The 16,079-nt window shown below is 63.4% G+C and carries 13 protein-coding genes; 5 read left to right on the top strand and 8 right to left on the bottom strand.

The window, feature by feature from the left end; genetic code table 11:
- Positions 1-34: 34 nt before the first annotated feature.
- Both ACR0NB_RS04320 and ACR0NB_RS04315 read left to right on the top strand, forming a co-directional pair.
- Complete coding sequence (locus tag ACR0NB_RS04320) at positions 35-640, top strand: pseudouridine synthase (RefSeq protein WP_170363404.1); 606 nt, start codon at positions 35-37, stop codon at positions 638-640.
- A gap of 31 nt (positions 641-671) precedes the next feature.
- On the top strand, positions 672-1,097 hold the full coding sequence (locus ACR0NB_RS04315) for a VOC family protein (protein ID WP_170437622.1): 426 nt from the start codon (positions 672-674) through the stop codon (positions 1,095-1,097).
- Positions 1,098-1,107: 10 nt separating this feature from the next.
- On the opposite strand, the gene ACR0NB_RS04310 is transcribed toward ACR0NB_RS04315, so the two are convergent.
- Entirely contained in the window at positions 1,108-1,773 is a 666-nt protein-coding gene (locus tag ACR0NB_RS04310; RefSeq protein ID WP_170338468.1) for an alpha/beta hydrolase, read from the bottom strand.
- A complete protein-coding gene (locus tag ACR0NB_RS04305) occupies positions 1,770-2,402 on the bottom strand; it encodes a DNA-3-methyladenine glycosylase family protein (protein WP_170402942.1) in 633 nt (210 codons plus the stop codon). The genes ACR0NB_RS04310 and ACR0NB_RS04305 overlap by 4 nt, the downstream gene beginning before the upstream one ends.
- Before the next feature lie 97 nt (positions 2,403-2,499).
- On the opposite strand from ACR0NB_RS04305, the gene ACR0NB_RS04300 reads away from it, so the two are divergent.
- Complete coding sequence (locus ACR0NB_RS04300) at positions 2,500-3,726, top strand: MFS transporter (protein WP_480775027.1); 1,227 nt, start codon at positions 2,500-2,502, stop codon at positions 3,724-3,726.
- Here ACR0NB_RS04300 and ACR0NB_RS04295 read toward each other — a convergent pair whose 3' ends face one another.
- Genes ACR0NB_RS04295 through cysS form a run of 3 tightly spaced genes read right to left on the bottom strand, consistent with a single transcriptional unit; the run spans position 3,727 to position 7,537 of the window.
- Positions 3,727-4,503, bottom strand: coding sequence for a squalene/phytoene synthase family protein (locus tag ACR0NB_RS04295; RefSeq protein WP_480775622.1), 777 nt, complete (start codon positions 4,501-4,503; stop codon positions 3,727-3,729).
- Between the two features lie 2 nt (positions 4,504-4,505).
- Positions 4,506-6,140 (bottom strand): citramalate synthase, encoded by a 1,635-nt coding sequence (gene cimA, locus ACR0NB_RS04290; protein ID WP_480775026.1) that lies wholly within the window; start codon positions 6,138-6,140, stop codon positions 4,506-4,508.
- Positions 6,137-7,537 carry a cysteine--tRNA ligase gene (gene cysS, locus ACR0NB_RS04285; RefSeq protein ID WP_480775025.1) on the bottom strand — a complete coding sequence of 467 codons (1,401 nt, stop codon included), beginning with the start codon at positions 7,535-7,537 and terminating at the stop codon, positions 6,137-6,139. Before cysS ends, cimA begins: the two co-directional genes overlap by 4 nt.
- Before the next feature lie 265 nt (positions 7,538-7,802).
- Here cysS and ACR0NB_RS04280 point away from each other — a divergent pair, with 265 nt between their 5' ends.
- Positions 7,803-8,990, top strand: coding sequence for a pyridoxal phosphate-dependent aminotransferase (locus tag ACR0NB_RS04280; RefSeq protein ID WP_480775024.1), 1,188 nt, complete (start codon positions 7,803-7,805; stop codon positions 8,988-8,990).
- 16 nt (positions 8,991-9,006) lie between these two features.
- On the opposite strand, the gene ACR0NB_RS04275 is transcribed toward ACR0NB_RS04280, so the two are convergent.
- Positions 9,007-9,525 carry an outer membrane protein gene (locus ACR0NB_RS04275; protein ID WP_170367167.1) on the bottom strand — a complete coding sequence of 173 codons (519 nt, stop codon included), beginning with the start codon at positions 9,523-9,525 and terminating at the stop codon, positions 9,007-9,009.
- 415 nt (positions 9,526-9,940) lie between these two features.
- On the opposite strand from ACR0NB_RS04275, the gene ACR0NB_RS04270 reads away from it, so the two are divergent.
- On the top strand, positions 9,941-11,485 hold the full coding sequence (locus ACR0NB_RS04270) for a trimethylamine methyltransferase family protein (RefSeq protein WP_480775023.1): 1,545 nt from the start codon (positions 9,941-9,943) through the stop codon (positions 11,483-11,485).
- A gap of 51 nt (positions 11,486-11,536) precedes the next feature.
- On the opposite strand, the gene ACR0NB_RS04265 is transcribed toward ACR0NB_RS04270, so the two are convergent.
- A complete protein-coding gene (locus ACR0NB_RS04265; RefSeq protein WP_093962168.1) occupies positions 11,537-11,782 on the bottom strand; it encodes an EF-hand domain-containing protein in 246 nt (81 codons plus the stop codon).
- 536 nt (positions 11,783-12,318) lie between these two features.
- On the bottom strand, positions 12,319-15,945 hold the full coding sequence (locus ACR0NB_RS04260) for a vitamin B12-dependent ribonucleotide reductase (protein ID WP_480775022.1): 3,627 nt from the start codon (positions 15,943-15,945) through the stop codon (positions 12,319-12,321).
- Positions 15,946-16,079: the final 134 nt, after the last annotated feature.

Genomic DNA, 16,079 nt, shown 5'->3' with positions numbered 1-16,079 from the left:
GCGCAGGTCCGGAACTGAGAGTATGGCGGAGCTCATGTCATGGTTCATTCGCTTCAACAAACCCTTTGACGTGCTGCCGCAGTTCACCGACCGGCAAAATGCCGAGTCGCCCCGCAGCACCCTGTCGGATTTCATCGACCTGCCGGGGGTCTATCCGGCCGGGCGGCTGGACCGTGACAGCGAGGGGCTGATGCTGCTGACCGACAATGGGCGGCTGCAATCCCAGATCTCGGATCCCAAGCACAAGATGCCCAAAACCTATTGGGTCCAAGTCGAGGGCATCCCGGATGCGGCGGTCATCCGGGCCCTGCGTGACGGGGTCGAGTTGAATGACGGCATGACCCGCCCAGCCAAGGCGCGGCTGATCGACGAACCCGAGGGCCTGTGGCCGCGCACGCCGCCAATCCGCGAACGCAAGACGGTGTCGGACTGCTGGCTGGAACTGACCCTGCGCGAGGGGCGCAACCGGCAGGTACGCCGCATGACGGCCGCCGTGGGCCACCCCACCCTGCGCCTGATCCGCGCCCGGATCGGCGACTGGACGCTGGACGACCTCGCCCCCGGCAGTTGGGACAGCCTGCCGATGCCCGTGGTGGAAACGGCCCCCCAACGCAAGCGGGACCGGCGCCCGCGGCGGTGACTTTTTCGGCGATGTCCGCTATCATGGCGCCATGAAAGTGGCAGCCGGAATCCCGTCGCCTTCGGGCATTCTCGAGGCCGCGCTGTATGTCGATGATCTGGACGCCGCCGAACGGTTCTATGGCGAGGTTCTGGGCCTGGAACGCATTCAGCGCGTCAAGGGCCGGCACGTGTTCTTCCGGGTCGGCGCCTCGGTGTTGCTGTTGTTCAACCCCGACCAGACGAAACAGCCCACGACCAACCCTGACCTGCCGGTGCCGCCGCATGGCGCACGCGGTCCGGGGCATGTGTGCCTGATCCTGACGCGCGACCAGATCGCGTCGATGCGCAAGCATCTGCTGAACTGGAACGTCCCGGTCGAGGCCGAGTTTGACTGGCCCAACGGGGCACGATCGCTCTATGTGCGCGACCCGGCCGGAAATTCGGTGGAGTTTGCCGAGGGTCACCTGTGGGGGTGACCCTGCCGCGTCACAGGCTCAGCTTGTCGCGCATGAAGGCCAAGGCGACGCCCAGCCCGTCGGGCGCGATACCGTGGCCGGTGCCCTTCATGACATGAGCAAAGACCTCCTTGAAGCCTGCGCGCTGCAGGGCCTCGGCGGCCTCGGGCAGCGATTGCGGCGGCACCACGTCATCGGCATCTCCATGAACCAGCAGCACGGGCATCCGGCTGACCACCTCGTCGGCCAGCAGGTCCGGCTCCAGCAGGCGGCCCGAAAACGCGATCACGCCGGCCACCGGGTCTTCGCGGCGCGGGGCCACGTGCAGGCTCATCATGCTGCCCTGGGAAAAGCCGAACAGCACCACCTGCTCGGGCAGCACGTCCTCGTCCACCATCAGGGCATCGAGAAAGGCGTTGAAATCCTCGACCGCCATTTCCATGCCGCGCCGAGCCTCTTCCTCGGACGAGCCGTCGATCCACGGGATCGGAAACCACTGATACCCGTTGGGCATGCCGGGGATCTGCTCGGGCGCGTCGGGGGCCACGAACAGCGTGTCGGGCAGGTGTTCGCCCAGAACATCCGCAAGCCCCAGCAGATCGGCCCCGTTGGCGCCATAGCCGTGCACGAACACCACGACCGAGCGCGTGTCGCCCGAAACCGGCTCTTTGCGGAGCGCGTTCAAAACCCGTGTCATCTGATCCCTTCCCTATCCTTGGCCACGCGGTAATAGGCCCACAGAACCCGGGCTGCAACCGACCGCCACGGCGACCACGCCTCGGCCATTTGCCGCAGCGCCTTGTCGGTCGGCCGATCCGGCAGGCCGTACAGCATCCGTGCGGCCTCCTGCAGGGCCAAATCGCCGGGCGCGATCACATCCGCCCGCCCCAGCGAGAACATGGCATAGATCTCGGCCGTCCAGACCCCGATGCCCGGCACTTGCGTCAGGGTCGCAATGACCACGTCATCGGGTGCCTGGCGCAGGGCCTTGTAGTCGATCCGCGCATCGGCCAGCGCACGGGCATAGCGGATCTTCTGGCGGCTCAGCCCCACGGCGCGCAGCTCATCATCGGTGGCCCATTTGATCTTGCGCGGCCCGGTCAGGCCGGCCTGCTGCATCCGCCCCCAGATCGCGTTGGCCGAGGCCACGCTGACCTGCTGACTGATGATGGCGCTGAGCAGTTGCGCGAAGCCGTCGGGCCGGCGGCGCAGGGGCAGCGGGCGGGTCAGTTCGATCGCGTGCGCCATGCGCGGACAGGCGTCAGACAGCCACTCGGCCCCTTCCGCAACGCATTCTGGTGTCTCGATAATTCGACCAACGGTCATGGCTGCTCCGGGTGGCGGTTCGGGGCGCAGGTTAGGCTGCTTTGTCGCATATGCAACCCGCTTGTATGTCTGTCGGTTCGCCGATACCCATTTGCGCATGACGATGACCAGCACCGCCCCCGACGATACCCGCGCCAAACGGAATGTTGCCGTTCTGGTGGCGGCCCAAGCGATTCTGGGCGCGCAGATGCCGATGATCTTCATCGTCGGCGGATTGGCGGGCCAGTCGCTGGCCAGCAACGCTTGCCTCGCCACGCTGCCGATTTCGCTGATCGTTCTGGGTTCGATGCTGGCGGCCACGCCGGTCTCGGCCATCATGCAGCGCTGGGGCCGCCGCGCCGGGTTCCTCGTCGGCGCCACCGCCGGAGCGGTGGGCGGCGCCGTAGGCGCCTATGGCCTGTACCTGGGGTCGTTTCCGGTGTTCCTGTTGGGCAGCCTGCTGACCGGCATCTACATGAGCGCACATGGCTTCTATCGCTTTGCCGCCGCCGATACAGCGTCGGACGCGTTCCGGCCCAAGGCGATCTCGTACGTCATGGCCGGCGGTCTGGCTGCGGCCATCATCGGGCCGCAGATCGTCAAGCTGACCTCGCAGGCCTATGTCATTCCGTTCCTGGGCACCTATTTCGCGGTGATCGCAGTGAACGTCATCGGGTCGGTCCTGTTCCTGTTTCTGGACATTCCGACCCCCGACCGCCCGTCACAGGATGAACCCAAAGGCCGGTCGCGGCTCGAACTGCTGAAAACCCCGCGCATCGCCGTGGCCATCATCTGTGCCATGGTCTCATACGCGCTGATGAACCTTGTGATGACCTCGACGCCGCTGGCCGTTGTCGGCTGTGGCTTCTCCGAAGGTGATGCGGCGGATGTGGTCACCAGCCACGTTCTGGCGATGTATGTTCCCAGTTTCTTTACCGGCCATCTGATCGCCCGGTTCGGGGCCGAGAAGATGGTCGCCATCGGGTTGGCGATTTTGGGCTGCGCGGGCGTTGTGGCGCTGCAAGGCGTTGACATCGAAAACTTCTTTCTGGCCCTCGTGCTGCTTGGCATCGGCTGGAACTTCGGCTTCATCGGCGCCACCAGCATGCTGGCGGCCGAGCACGATGTACATGAACGCGGCCGTGTGCAGGGCCTGAACGACCTTCTGGTATTCGGAGGCGTGACGATTGCGTCGCTGGCCTCGGGCGGGCTGATGAACTGTTCGGGTGGGTCCCCGGTCGAGGGATGGACCGCCGTCAACCTGGCGATGGTTCCGTTGCTGACTTTGGCGGGCGGCGCGCTGCTGTGGCTGGTGCTCAGACCCCGCGAGGCCAAACTCTCCTGATCACCACCGACCGGTGGTCGCGGTCCAGATCAGTGACACGCGCCGTCGGATCTCGCCCACGTCCAGCGCAGCAGCAGCGACCCGACCGGGCTCAGCCAGCACATGACGCAGGACGCGGTCTGCCTGCCAGCCGACATAAAGCGCAGGGCGTGCCTGATCCGAAACATCGGCGCGACGCGCCCGGGCCGTGGCCATCCGGTCCAGCGCGCGCTCGGCCAATTGGCGCACCCCGTCCGGCGTCCCGTCCAACAGGGGAATGCGCCCGCGGGCCTCAAGCTCGGGGATGGCGCGAAACCAGTTCGCCACACCGACCGCATAGCCAAAGTCGCGCAGGACCGTTTCGTCGGCGGCACCCAGGGCTTGCGCCGAGGCGACCATCAGCGACCCTGCGCTGTGCGTCAGGTAGACCTCGAAGTGTTCCTCATCTTCGAACGGATCCCGGTAGATATCCCAACGCCTTACGGCCACATATTCATCCAGCATCGCCGCCAGATGCGGGGACAGGACGCGCGACAGGGGCGTGACCACCTCGTGCCGCCGCACCGTGGGCCCTTCGGCGATCTCCTGCAGCGCGTCGCGCCACCATTGCAGGCGCATTTCCGCGATCATCGGCTCTTGGGTGACCCAAGGCGCGCGGGCGACCTCGATATTCATCGCGTAGATCGGAAACAGCACGGCCCGCGCCTGAACCGGCGCCGCCATCGCGGCCATGAACCGATCGGGGTCGACCCGGTGGACCAGCGCAGCGCAGGCCTTGACGTCGTCGTCGAAGGGCACGCTCACTCGGCCACCACCGATTGCGGGCTGCAGTCGCGTACCAGCTTCCACTGGATCGCTTCCAGCAGCGCCTCGAACGAGGCATCGACGATGTTCGCGCTGACCCCCACCGTGGACCAGCGCCGCCCCTGCCCGTCTTCGCTGTCGATGATGACGCGGGTCACGGCTTCGGTCCCGCCCTGGGTGATGCGCACCTTGAAGTCCACCAGGTGCATATCGTCCAGAATAGGCGAGTATTGCCCCAAATCCTTGGCCAACGCCTTGGCCAGCGCGTTCACCGGGCCACGGTCGCTGCCGATCTCGTCCATCGACTCACTGACCGACAGCTTCTTCTCACCATCCACCTTCACCACGACGACCGCCTCGGACAGGCTGACCATCTGGTTGTACTTGTTCTTGCGCCGCTCGACCGTGACCTTGTAGCGCTTGACCTCGAAGAATTGCGGCAGCTGGCCCAGTTCATCGCGGGCCAGCAGCTCGAAACTGGCCTGCGCGGTGTCATAGGAATACCCCTCGGCTTCGCGCGCCTTGATCCGCTCCAGGATGCGCCCCAGCGCCGGATCTCCCGGCTCGACCTGCAACCCGGCCTCGGTCAGGCGTTTGCGCAAGTTCGACTGGCCCGCCTGGTTCGACATCGGAATGATCCGCGCATTGCCCACGGTGGCCGGATCGACATGTTCATAGGTCGAGGGGTCCTTGAGGATCGCGCTGGCATGCAGCCCCGCCTTGTGCGCAAAGGCCGAGGCCCCGACATAGGCCGCCTGTTTGCTGGGCACCCGGTTCAGGATGTCGTCCAGCATGCGGCTGATGCGGGTCAGACCGGTCAGCGCGTCGCGGCTGACCCCGATCTCGAAGGCCGAGGCATAGGGTTCCTTCAACAAAAGCGTCGGGATCAGCGCGGTCAGGTTGGCGTTGCCGCACCGCTCACCCAACCCGTTCAATGTGCCTTGGATCTGGCGTGCGCCGGCATCCACGGCCGCCAGGGAACAGGCCACGGCATTTTCGGTGTCGTTGTGGGTGTGGATCCCCAGCCGGTCGCCGGGAAAACCCGCCGCGATCAGCTCGGACACGATCCGCCCCACTTCGGCCGGCAGCGCGCCGCCATTGGTGTCGCACAACACCACCCAGCGGGCACCGGCCTCTAGCGCCGCCTGGCAGACCTGTGTGGCATAGGCGGGGTTGTCCTTGTAGCCGTCAAAGAAATGCTCGGCATCGAACAGCGCCTCGCGCCCCTGCGCGACGATATGCGCGACCGAGGCGCGGACGTTCTCGACATTCTCCTCAAGCGAGATCCCCAGCGCGTCGGTCACGTGATAGTCATGTGACTTGCCCACCAGACAGACCGCCCGCGTGCCGGCGTTCATGACGGCGGCCAGCACGTCGTCATTCTCGGCCGAGCGCCCGGCCCGCTTGGTCATGCCAAAGGCGGTCAGGCGCGCGCGCGTCTTGGGCGCGGCGTCAAAAAACGCGCTGTCGGTGGGGTTCGCGCCGGGCCAGCCGCCTTCGATATAGTCCACCCCCAAAGCATCCAGCGCCTGCGCGATCTGGACCTTTTCGGCGGTCGAGAACTGAACGCCCTGCGTCTGCTGCCCGTCGCGCAGCGTGGTGTCATAGAGGTACAGGCGCTCTTTGCTCATTCCACGGCCTCCAGCCTGCTGGCGTCAAAACCCGCGCCGGGCACCAGTTCGACCCCGTCCTTGCTCATCCGCACTTCCAGACCAGCCGCCAGATAGACGGCCTTCAACCGATCCACTTCCGAGAAATCCTTGGTCTGCATCGCCTCGGCCCGAACACGGGCCAGCCGGTCGGCATGGGCCGACAGATCCACGTCGTCGGTTTCGGCCCAGGCCCCCATGTCAGGCTCCAACAGGCCCAGGACCCGCGCACTGGCCAGCAAGGTCGCGGCGTCGCCGTCCGAGGCCAGCCGATGCAGCTCGGCCAGGGCGCCCGCCGTGTTGAGGTCATCGGCAAGCGCCTCGATCACCTCGGGCGCCGCGCTGGGTGCGGGCTCGATGCCCGCAGTCAGCGCCCGCCACTTGCGCAACGTGGCCTCGGCCTCGCGCGCCTTCTTCTCGGTCCAGTCCATCGGCTTGCGATAGTGGGTCTGCAGGAAGACGAACCGGATCACCTCGCCCGGCACGCCCTGATCCAGCAGGTCATGCACGGTGAAGAAATTGCCCAGTGATTTGGACATCTTCTTGCCTTCGACCTGCAGCATCTCGTTATGCAGCCAATAGCGCGCAAATTCGCCGTGCGGATGGGCGCATTTGCTCTGGGCAATCTCGTTTTCGTGGTGCGGGAACATCAGGTCATTGCCGCCGCCATGGATGTCGAAACTCTCGCCCAGCAACTCATAGCTCATGGCCGAGCATTCGATGTGCCAGCCCGGACGCCCCCGGCCCCAGGGCGACTCCCAACCGGGCAGTTCATCGTCCGAAGGCTTCCACAGCACGAAATCCATCGGGTTCTTCTTATAGGGCGCCACCTCGACCCGCGCTCCTGCGATCATGTCGTCGACCGAACGGCCTGACAGCTTGCCATACTCGTCGCGCCAGCTGTCCACCGCGAACAGAACATGCCCCTCGGCCTCATAGGCGTGCCCCTTGGCGATCAGGTCCTCGATCATGGCGATCATCTGGTCGATATACCGCGTGGCCCGCGGCATCTGGTCGGGCTCCAGCGCCCCCAGCGCGCCCATGTCATGCAGGTACCAGCCGATCGTCTCGTCCGACCGCTCCTGCACCAACTGCTCGAGCGTTCCTTCGGCCCCGGCCCGCTTGCGCGCCAGGGCCGTCGCGTTGATCTTGTCATCGACGTCTGTGAAGTTGCGCACATAGGTCACATGCGCGGGCCCGTAGACGTGACGCAGCAGACGGTACAGCACGTCAAACACCACCACGGGCCGTGCATTGCCCAGATGCGCCCGGTCATACACGGTGGGACCACAGACATACATCCGCACGTTGTCGGGATCGAACGGAACGAAATCTTCCTTCGTCCGGGTCCGCGTGTTGTGCAGTTTGATCGTCGTCATGCGTCTGGCTCCTGGATACAGCAATAGCGTGCGCGTTGACGCGGGCTTAGCAACTTGTCTCAGGGAAGAAAACGAAAGAAACCGGCCCGCGTGAAAGTTCAGCAGGGAATGCAGCAGATAATGATGCAGGTCTTCCGGTTCATGGCCCATCGCATAACACGCCCGGTCCCGCGCGCCAAGACTTCTATTGCCGGCGGGGGAAGCTGATTGACAAATCATCGCGGCTCTGACCCATTCGGCGGACTTGCTGCAACGGAGGCGCGCCATGAAACTTTCGCACCGCATCACGCATCTGACCGGAGGCGGTTCGGACGGGTGGGACGTGTTCTATCGCGCGCGCCGCATGATTGCCGAAGGCCAAGCCGTGACCGAACTGACCATCGGCGAGCATGACATCCGCACCCGCCCCTCGATCCTGGCCGAGATGGACCGGTCGGCGCGCGCGGGCCATACCGGATACGCCATGGTGCCGGGCACGGATCTGCTGCGCGATACCGTAGCCGCGCGGGTGCAGACCCGCACGGGCGTTCCCACCACGCGCCACAACGTGCTGATCACCCCGGGCGGACAAGCCGCACTGTTCGCCGCACATATGGCAGCGTGCGACCCGGGCGATGTGGGTCTCTATCTCGATCCATTCTACGCGACCTATCCCGGCACGATCCGCGGAGCCGGCGCGATCGCGCGCGCGGTTCAGACCCGGGCCGAGGATGCCTTTCAGCCCGACGCAGCCTTGATCACGGAACAGGCCGAGGGTGCCGCATCATTGCTGATCAACACGCCGAACAACCCGACCGGGGTCGTTTATTCCCGCGAGACCCTGACCGAGATCGCCGATCTGTGCCGCGAACGCGACATCTGGCTGATTTCGGACGAGGTCTATGACACGCAGGTCTGGGACGGCGCACACCTGTCGCCCCGCGCCCTGCCCGGTATGGCCGACCGCACCCTGGTCGTGGGCTCGATGTCGAAATCCCACGCCATGACCGGGTCGCGCTGTGGCTGGATCGTTGGCCCCGAAGAGGCCATCGAACATCTGATCAACCTTGCCACGCACACCACCTACGGGGTTCCGGGATTCATTCAGGGCGCTGCCAGCTTTGCGCTGACCGCCGGGGACGAACTGGAGGAAGAGGTCGCGGCCCCCTTCCGCCGCCGCCGCGCCCTGGCGATGCAGGTTCTGGCCCGACAGAACACGGTGGGCCTGATCCCGGCTCAAGGCGCGATGTATCTGATGCTGGACATCCGCGCGACGGGGCAAAGCGGCGAAGACTTCGCCAATGCGCTGCTGGACACCCACGCCATCGCGGTCATGCCCGGAGAAAGCTTCGGCCAAGCCGCCGCTGGACATGTGCGCGTGGCCATGACCATTGACGATGACCGGTTCGCCGCCGCCCTTCAGACCCTATGCGATTTCGCCGCCCGGTTGGCGAGCCAGACGGCGGCCGAGTGACCGAGACGGGTTTTGTTCAGAACCGGAAGGTCGTGCGCAGATTGAAGGTGTTGGTATCCAGATCGCCGCGCGACCGCGTGACATCGTTGAAATTCTGCCGCAAGGCTTCGCCACTGATGATCAGCCGGTCGCCCAGAGGATAGGCTACGCCGATCCCGTAGACGGCCGCCGTGTCGCTGTCGCCCGAAGTATTCGCCCGCGCGGCACCCACCACGACGTAGCCCAAAGCGCGCCCGAACTCGTACCCGCCGCGCAGTTTCACGCGGGATACGCTGTCCAAACTGCCCTCCGAAGCGCCCAGGTCGAGGTTCAGCCGGTCATATTCCAACTCACCCCCGACGACGAAGCTGCCCAGATCCAGATCGTATCCGATATTCGCGCCGATGCTGCCCGAGTTGCCCCCACTGCCGCCGGGGCCGTCCGCGTCGGTATAACCGAAGGTGAACCCGGCATAAGGCCCGGTCCAATCCTCGGCCAATGCCACCTGCGCCGCTGGAATCAGCAGGACCGACAGCAAGGCGCGGATCAGTTTCATGCAGACCTCCGGTTTTTGTTCAGCACCCTTTGCGATTGCAACAGATGCGGTGATGTGCACCTCAATTAAACATGTGCTTTGGTGCCGTCAGATCAATTCAAGTCACGCAAATCTTAACAATAAGTAATGGAAGCATAACATATTTCGCCCTTTGCGTGAGGATTTCCTGCGGCGTTCATCGAAGTTCCAAATTTTCGGGGCCAAAAGCGACATCGGTCGCAAACAGGACAGATTGCTTGCGCGGACCCTGACACCATTCGTCACAGGAGTTGAGGACCACATGCCAAACGATATCTGGAAGATCTGCCTGATCAGCCGCACCATCGGTGCCGATCGGGGGCGTGCGGCACGAGGACGGCCGTGACGGGTTGAAGCTTCCCCCTTTTGACCTGACTTTCAATTTGGAATCCTCACCATGAACGACCACTCCCGCTCAACGTCCCGCAGTGGCGGCCGCGCCGCCCGACGGGCCGCCCGTGCCGCGGCCCTGCCCGAACATCTGCGCCCCGTCCGCCCGGGGCTTGAGGGCGGCACCTACAAACCGCTCAGCCAACAGGACATGGAGCGTATTCACTCCGCCGCTCTCGATGCGCTCGAAACCATCGGTCTGGCCGACGCGCCACCCAGCGGGATCGATTACCTGGTCAATGCCGGCTGTACGCTGGGCGATGACGGACGCATCCGTTTTCCCCGGACGCTGGTCGAGGACACGATCGCCCGCGCCAACCGGTCGGTAACGCTGTACAGCCGCGACGGCAAAACCGATCTCGAACTGTCCGGCGGTCGCGTTCATTATGGAACCGCCGGTGCAGCCGTCAGCATGGTCGACGCCCAAGGCCGCAACTACCGCGACTCAACCGTGCAGGACTTGCACGATGCCGCGCGGATTTGCGAACAACTGGACAATATCCATTTCGTGCAGCGCCCCATGGTCTGCCGTGACATCACCGACAACCGCGAGATGGACCTGAACACGATTTATGCTTGTTGTTCTGGGACTTACAAGCATGTCGGAACATCCTTCACAGACCCCAGCTATGTAGCTCCGGCCATGGAAATGCTGCATATGATCGCTGGCGGCGAGGATAAATGGCGTGAACGGCCCTTCGTCTCGAACTCGAACTGCTTTGTCGTGCCTCCGATGAAATTCGCGACCGAGAGCTGCCAGGTGATGGAAGAATGCATCAAGGCGGGGATGCCGGTCCTGTTGCTATCCGCTGGGATGGCGGGTGCCACGGCCCCGTCAACGGTGGCCGGTGCGATTGTCCAGGCTACGGCGGAATGCCTGGCAGGTCTGGTTTATGTAAACGCCGTAAGCCCAGGCGCCCCAGCGGTTTTTGGCACTTGGCCTTTTGGTCTTGACCTCAGGACCGGCGCGATGAGCGTCGGGTCTGGCGAGCAGGCCCTGTTGACGGCAGGTTGCGCCCAGATGCACAAATTCTACGACCTGCCCGGCGGCGCTGCAGCCGGTGCGTCGGACTCCAAACTGCCCGACATGCAAGCCGGATGGGAGCAGATGTGTTCCAACGTCATGGCCGGGCTGTCCGGCCTGAACATGGTCTACGAAGCAGCCGGCATGCACGCTTCGCTGCTGGGTTTCTGCTTTGAAAGCCTGATCCTTGGTGACGATCTGATCGGTCAGGCCCTGCGATGCGTTCGTGGGATCGAGGTCACGGACGACACGCTGGCGCTGGACCAGATCGCGTCGGTCTGTCTCGGTGGCCCGGGTCACTACCTGGGAACCGACGCAACACTCAGCCGGATGCAGGCCGACTATGTCTATCCGGCGCTTGGCGACCGGACCTCGCCCAAGGAATGGGCCGAGCTGGGCAAGCCGGACCTGGTCGAAAAGGCAACCGCGCGCAAAGAAGAGATCCTTGGCGCTCCGTCTCCGGCGCGTTTCGATCCGGCGCTGGATGCGGAACTCAGAAGCAAATTCAACATTCATTTGCCTGCATAACCAATTGAAAAGCAGCCCAGATCACTCTGGGCTGCCTCGTTTTTCAAACTGTTAACCGTTGCTGGGCGGCAGCAGACCAGCTTCTTGCGCGGCTGCGATTTCGGCCTCATCCAAAGCGCCGTCACCATTCGCGTCCAAAAGCGAGAACGCATCGGCATCCATGTCGGGCACAACGGCCTGAACCTCTTCGATGGTCAGAACGCCGTCGCCATTTGCGTCGGCCGAGCTCTGCGCGAATGCAAGCGCAGGGAACCCGAGGGCAACTGCGGCCAGAACGGCCAGTTTCTGAGAGTTCATTTTCAGTCTCCTGATACGGGGTTTGTGGTAGTCTGTCCGGACAGGCACACAAAACACCTGCTCAGCCGCACTGTCATCGGCCGCAAAGATTTTCCAGCAATTCGCGCCAATCCCTGCCCGTTTGGGCCATTTGGAGTCGCAAGCTTTCGCTGCGCCAAGCCGCTTGCCGGCCTATCGGCACAACTTCCCTCATCCGTACCCCTGTTCCCGGCAATCTGCCGCTCAGCCCGACTGAGTCGAAAAAAGAAAGGGGGCCGAAGCCCCCTGTCAGTTTTGCCGTCCAGGCTCAATTCGTTGACCGCCCGGTGTTTTTTTGCCTGCGGCCTGGACTGCACATGGGACGAGCGCACCCGCCCCGTGAGAGAGTGGGAAGGACCGATATTCCGCCCCACCCTGTTCCCGGCCAGCACGGGCATGCCGGCCGAGTGGACCAGGGCGACCTTGGGTAAGTCTCAACGCCCTGATCCGTATTCGTCGGGACCGGAAGTCCGGGGGGAAATCCAGGTCCCTACACCCCGCCTGGCGGGGCGTTTGCCTTAGCTACACCCGCTGGTTGCCCCGCAGGTGTTGCATTTCATGCAGGTGCCGTTGCGCACCAGCGTGTAGTTTCCGCATTCGCCACAAGGATCACCCTCGTATCCCTGCATTTTGGCTTTGGTCCGGGCATCCATCCCGGTGGCCGTTTCGGTGACGACGGTGGTTTCGCTCTTGGTTTCAAAGGTCACGGCCGCTTCGGACAGTCCGGTCGCTTCGGCGGTACCGTTGAACATCATCAGGTCCTGCGGCAAACGCTTGCGCAAATAACCGGTCGAACTGATCTGTTTCAGAACCTCCAAGGATTTCGAAGCCGCGCTGTCGCTGATCTCCGAGACGTTCGATACACCCTCTTCTTCGCCACGACCCAAGTCGTCGAATGTTGCGCCCTCGGGTTTCACATGCGCCAGGTCGGTGCGATCGAGGTACGACACGGCCAGTTCGCGGAAGATGTAGTCGAGGATCGACGTCGCGTTCTTGATCGAGTCGTTGCCCTGAACCATCCCGGCCGGTTCGAACTTGGTGAAGGTGAAGGCGTCGACAAACTCTTCCAGCGGCACGCCATATTGCAGACCGACCGAGACGGCGATGGCGAAGTTGTTCATCATCGCACGGAAGCCAGCGCCTTCCTTGTGCATGTCGATGAAGATCTCGCCCAGCTGCCCATCTTCGAATTCGCCGGTGCGCAGATAGACTTTGTGCCCGCCCACGATCGCCTTTTGGGTATACCCCTTGCGACGATGCGGCAGTTTTTCGCGGTGACTGCGGATGATCTCTTTGACCACCACCTTTTCGACGACCTTCTCGGCCAGGGTCACGGCCTTTTCCTGGATCGAGCCGCTTTCGAGGATTTCAGCCGCTTCGTCGTCATCCTCGACCAGCGCCGCTGCCAGCGGCTGGCTGAGCTTGGACCCGTCGCGATACAGCGCGTTGGCCTTGACGCCCAGGCTCCAGGACAGCTCGTAGGCCTTCTGGCAATCTTCGATCGTAGCATCATTGGGCATGTTGATCGTCTTGCTGATCGCGCCCGAGATGAAGCTTTGCGCCGCAGCCATCATGGTGATGTGGCTGTCAACACCGAGGAACCGCTTGCCCTTCTTGCCGCAGGGGTTGGCGCAGTCGAAGATTGCATAGTGCTCGGGCTTCAGATGCGGGGCCCCTTCCAGGGTCATGGTGCCGCAGACATGGTCGTTGGCCGCGTCGATATCCGACTTGCTGAAACCCAGATGGCGCAGCATGTCAAAGGTCGGATCGTTCAGCTTGCTGGCCGGGATGCCCAGGACGCCGGTGCAGAAATCCTCGCCCAGCGTCCACTGGTTGAAGACAAACCGGATGTCGAACGCGCTTTCCAGCGCGGCGTCGATCTTGGCCAGTTCGTTCGGGCCGAACCCGTGACCGGTTAGCGAGGTGTGGTTGATCCCCGGCGCGTTGCCGATGGTGCCATGCCCGACTGCGTAGGACACGATCTCCTCGATCTGTGCCGAGGAATAGCCAAGCTTTTCCAGCGCCGACGGCACCGAGCGGTTGATGATCTTGAAGTAGCCGCCCCCGGCCAGCTTCTTGAACTTGACCAGCGCAAAGTCGGGCTCGATGCCGGTGGTGTCGCAGTCCATCACCAGTCCGATCGTGCCGGTCGGCGCGATCACCGTGGCCTGCGCGTTGCGGTAGCCGTTCTTCTCGCCCAGGCTCAACGCTTCATCCCAGGCGCTCATGGCCAGATCGATCAGGCGTTTGTCCGGACAGTTGGCGTGATCCAGCGGCACCGGCTTGACCGACAGCTTCTCATAGCCCTCGGTCACACACTGGGCAGCGCGACGGTGGTTGCGGATGACACGCAGCATGTGCTCGGCATTGCGCTTGTAGCCAGCGAACGGCCCCAGCTCTCCGGCGATCTCGGCCGAGGTGGCGTAGGCAACGCCGGTCATGATTGCGGTCAGTGCGCCACAGATCGCCCGACCCTCGTCCGAGTCGTAGCCATAACCCATGTTCATCAGCAGCCCGCCGATGTTGGCATATCCCAGACCCAGCGTACGGAAGTCATAAGACAACTGCGCGATCTCTTTCGACGGGAACTGCGCCATCGTCACCGAGATTTCCAGCGTCAGCGTCCAAAGACGGGCCGCGTGCATGTAGTCGGCCGCCTGGAACTCGCCATCCTTCAGGAAGGTCAGCAGGTTCATCGACGCCAGGTTGCAGGCCGTGTCATCCAGGAACATGTATTCCGAGCACGGGTTCGAGCCGCGAATCTCGCCGTCTTCGGGGCAAGTGTGCCATTCGTTGACCGTGTCGTGGAATTGAATGCCCGGATCGGCGCAGGCCCAGGCCGCGTGGCCGACTTTTTCCCACAGATCGCGTGCTTTGACCGTGCGGGCAACCTTGCCGTCGGTACGATTGATCAGCTCCCAATCGGCATCTTTCTCGACCGCCTTCAGGAAGGCATTGGTCACACGGATCGAGTTGTTCGAGTTCTGCCCCGAGACCGAGCTGTAGGCCTCAGAGTCCCAATCGGTGTCATAGGTCGGGAACTCGATGCTGTCGTGGCCCTGCTTGGCGTAATCCAGCACGCGCTTGATGTAAGTCTCGGGTATCGCGACCTTTTTCGCCTCGCGGATCGCCGTTTTCAGCGCGTCATTCTTCTTGGGATCATAGGCGTCGTCCTGTGCGCCGTCCCAAGCGCGGATGGCCTCGAAAATGCCGTTCAGCATCTTCTCGTGCATCTTCGATCCAGCAACGATCGAGGCCACCTTCTGCTCTTCGATCACCTTCCATTCGATGAATTGCTCGATGTCAGGGTGATCTGCATCGACGATCACCATCTTTGCTGCTCGACGGGTTGTCCCGCCTGATTTGATCGCGCCAGCGGCGCGGTCGCCGATCTTGAGAAAGCCCATGAGGCCCGAGGACTTGCCGCCACCCGACAGCGCTTCGCCTTCCGCGCGCAGATGGCTGAAGTTGGTCCCGGTACCCGAGCCGTATTTGAACAGGCGCGCCTCGCGCACCCACAGATCCATGATGCCGCCTTCGTTCACCAGGTCATCGTCGACCGACTGGATGAAGCACGCATGCGGCTGCGGATGTTCATAGGCCGATTTCGACTTGGTCAGTTTGCCGGTCTTGTAGTCCACATAGTGGTGACCTTGGGCCGGGCCGTCGATCCCATAGGCCCAGTGCAGACCGGTGTTGAACCATTGCGGGCTGTTCGGCGCGGCACGCTGTGTCGCCAGCATATAGCGCATCTCGTCGAAATAGGCGCGCGCGTCCTCCTCGGTCGAGAAGTAACCGCCCTTCCAGCCCCAATAGGCCCAGGCACCCGCGAGGCGGTCAAACACCTGCTTCGAAGACGTTTCGCCGCCAAATTCGGCATCGTCGGCCGGAACCGAGCGCCACAGAAACTCGGGCACGTCCTTCTCACGGACTTTTTTCAGTTTGCTGGGAACGCCGGCCTTGCGGAAATACTTCTGAGCGATCACGTCGCTGGCGACCTGGCTCCACCGAGAGGGGACCTCGATGTTATCAAGGCGGAACACGATCGTTCCATCCGGATTGCGGATCTCGGACGTGACGGACACGAAGTCCAATTCTGCGTATGCGTCCTGCCCTGCCTTGGTAAATGTTCTTTCAATCTTCATGTCCGCCGCCCTAGATCAATCAGCCCAAATTCGGTTGTCCGGCACCAATTCCGTTTTCTGGCGGGGTGCCGCCCGCCTTGACCGCCGATCAGGGACGCAGAGGACCGGGCGCTGCCTTTGGCAGCGCAAACCCG

Source organism: Ruegeria sp. CG3, assembly GCF_056537205.1.
The sequence above is the reverse complement of the archived record's forward strand: the minus strand, read 5'-3'. Positions and strand labels throughout refer to the sequence as shown.

Coding starts and splice junctions, on each gene's coding strand:
- ACR0NB_RS04275 (WP_170367167.1), bottom strand. CDS start 9,525: ATGAAACTGATCCGCGCCTTGCTGTCGGTCCTGCTGATTCCAGCGGCG.
- ACR0NB_RS04305 (WP_170402942.1), bottom strand. CDS start 2,402: ATGACCGTTGGTCGAATTATCGAGACACCAGAATGCGTTGCGGAAGGG.
- ACR0NB_RS04280 (WP_480775024.1), top strand. CDS start 7,803: ATGAAACTTTCGCACCGCATCACGCATCTGACCGGAGGCGGTTCGGAC.
- cimA (WP_480775026.1), bottom strand. CDS start 6,140: ATGAGCAAAGAGCGCCTGTACCTCTATGACACCACGCTGCGCGACGGG.
- cysS (WP_480775025.1), bottom strand. CDS start 7,537: ATGACGACGATCAAACTGCACAACACGCGGACCCGGACGAAGGAAGAT.
- ACR0NB_RS04270 (WP_480775023.1), top strand. CDS start 9,941: ATGAACGACCACTCCCGCTCAACGTCCCGCAGTGGCGGCCGCGCCGCC.
- ACR0NB_RS04310 (WP_170338468.1), bottom strand. CDS start 1,773: ATGACACGGGTTTTGAACGCGCTCCGCAAAGAGCCGGTTTCGGGCGAC.
- ACR0NB_RS04315 (WP_170437622.1), top strand. CDS start 672: ATGAAAGTGGCAGCCGGAATCCCGTCGCCTTCGGGCATTCTCGAGGCC.
- ACR0NB_RS04265 (WP_093962168.1), bottom strand. CDS start 11,782: ATGAACTCTCAGAAACTGGCCGTTCTGGCCGCAGTTGCCCTCGGGTTC.
- ACR0NB_RS04320 (WP_170363404.1), top strand. CDS start 35: ATGTCATGGTTCATTCGCTTCAACAAACCCTTTGACGTGCTGCCGCAG.
- ACR0NB_RS04300 (WP_480775027.1), top strand. CDS start 2,500: ATGACGATGACCAGCACCGCCCCCGACGATACCCGCGCCAAACGGAAT.
- ACR0NB_RS04260 (WP_480775022.1), bottom strand. CDS start 15,945: ATGAAGATTGAAAGAACATTTACCAAGGCAGGGCAGGACGCATACGCA.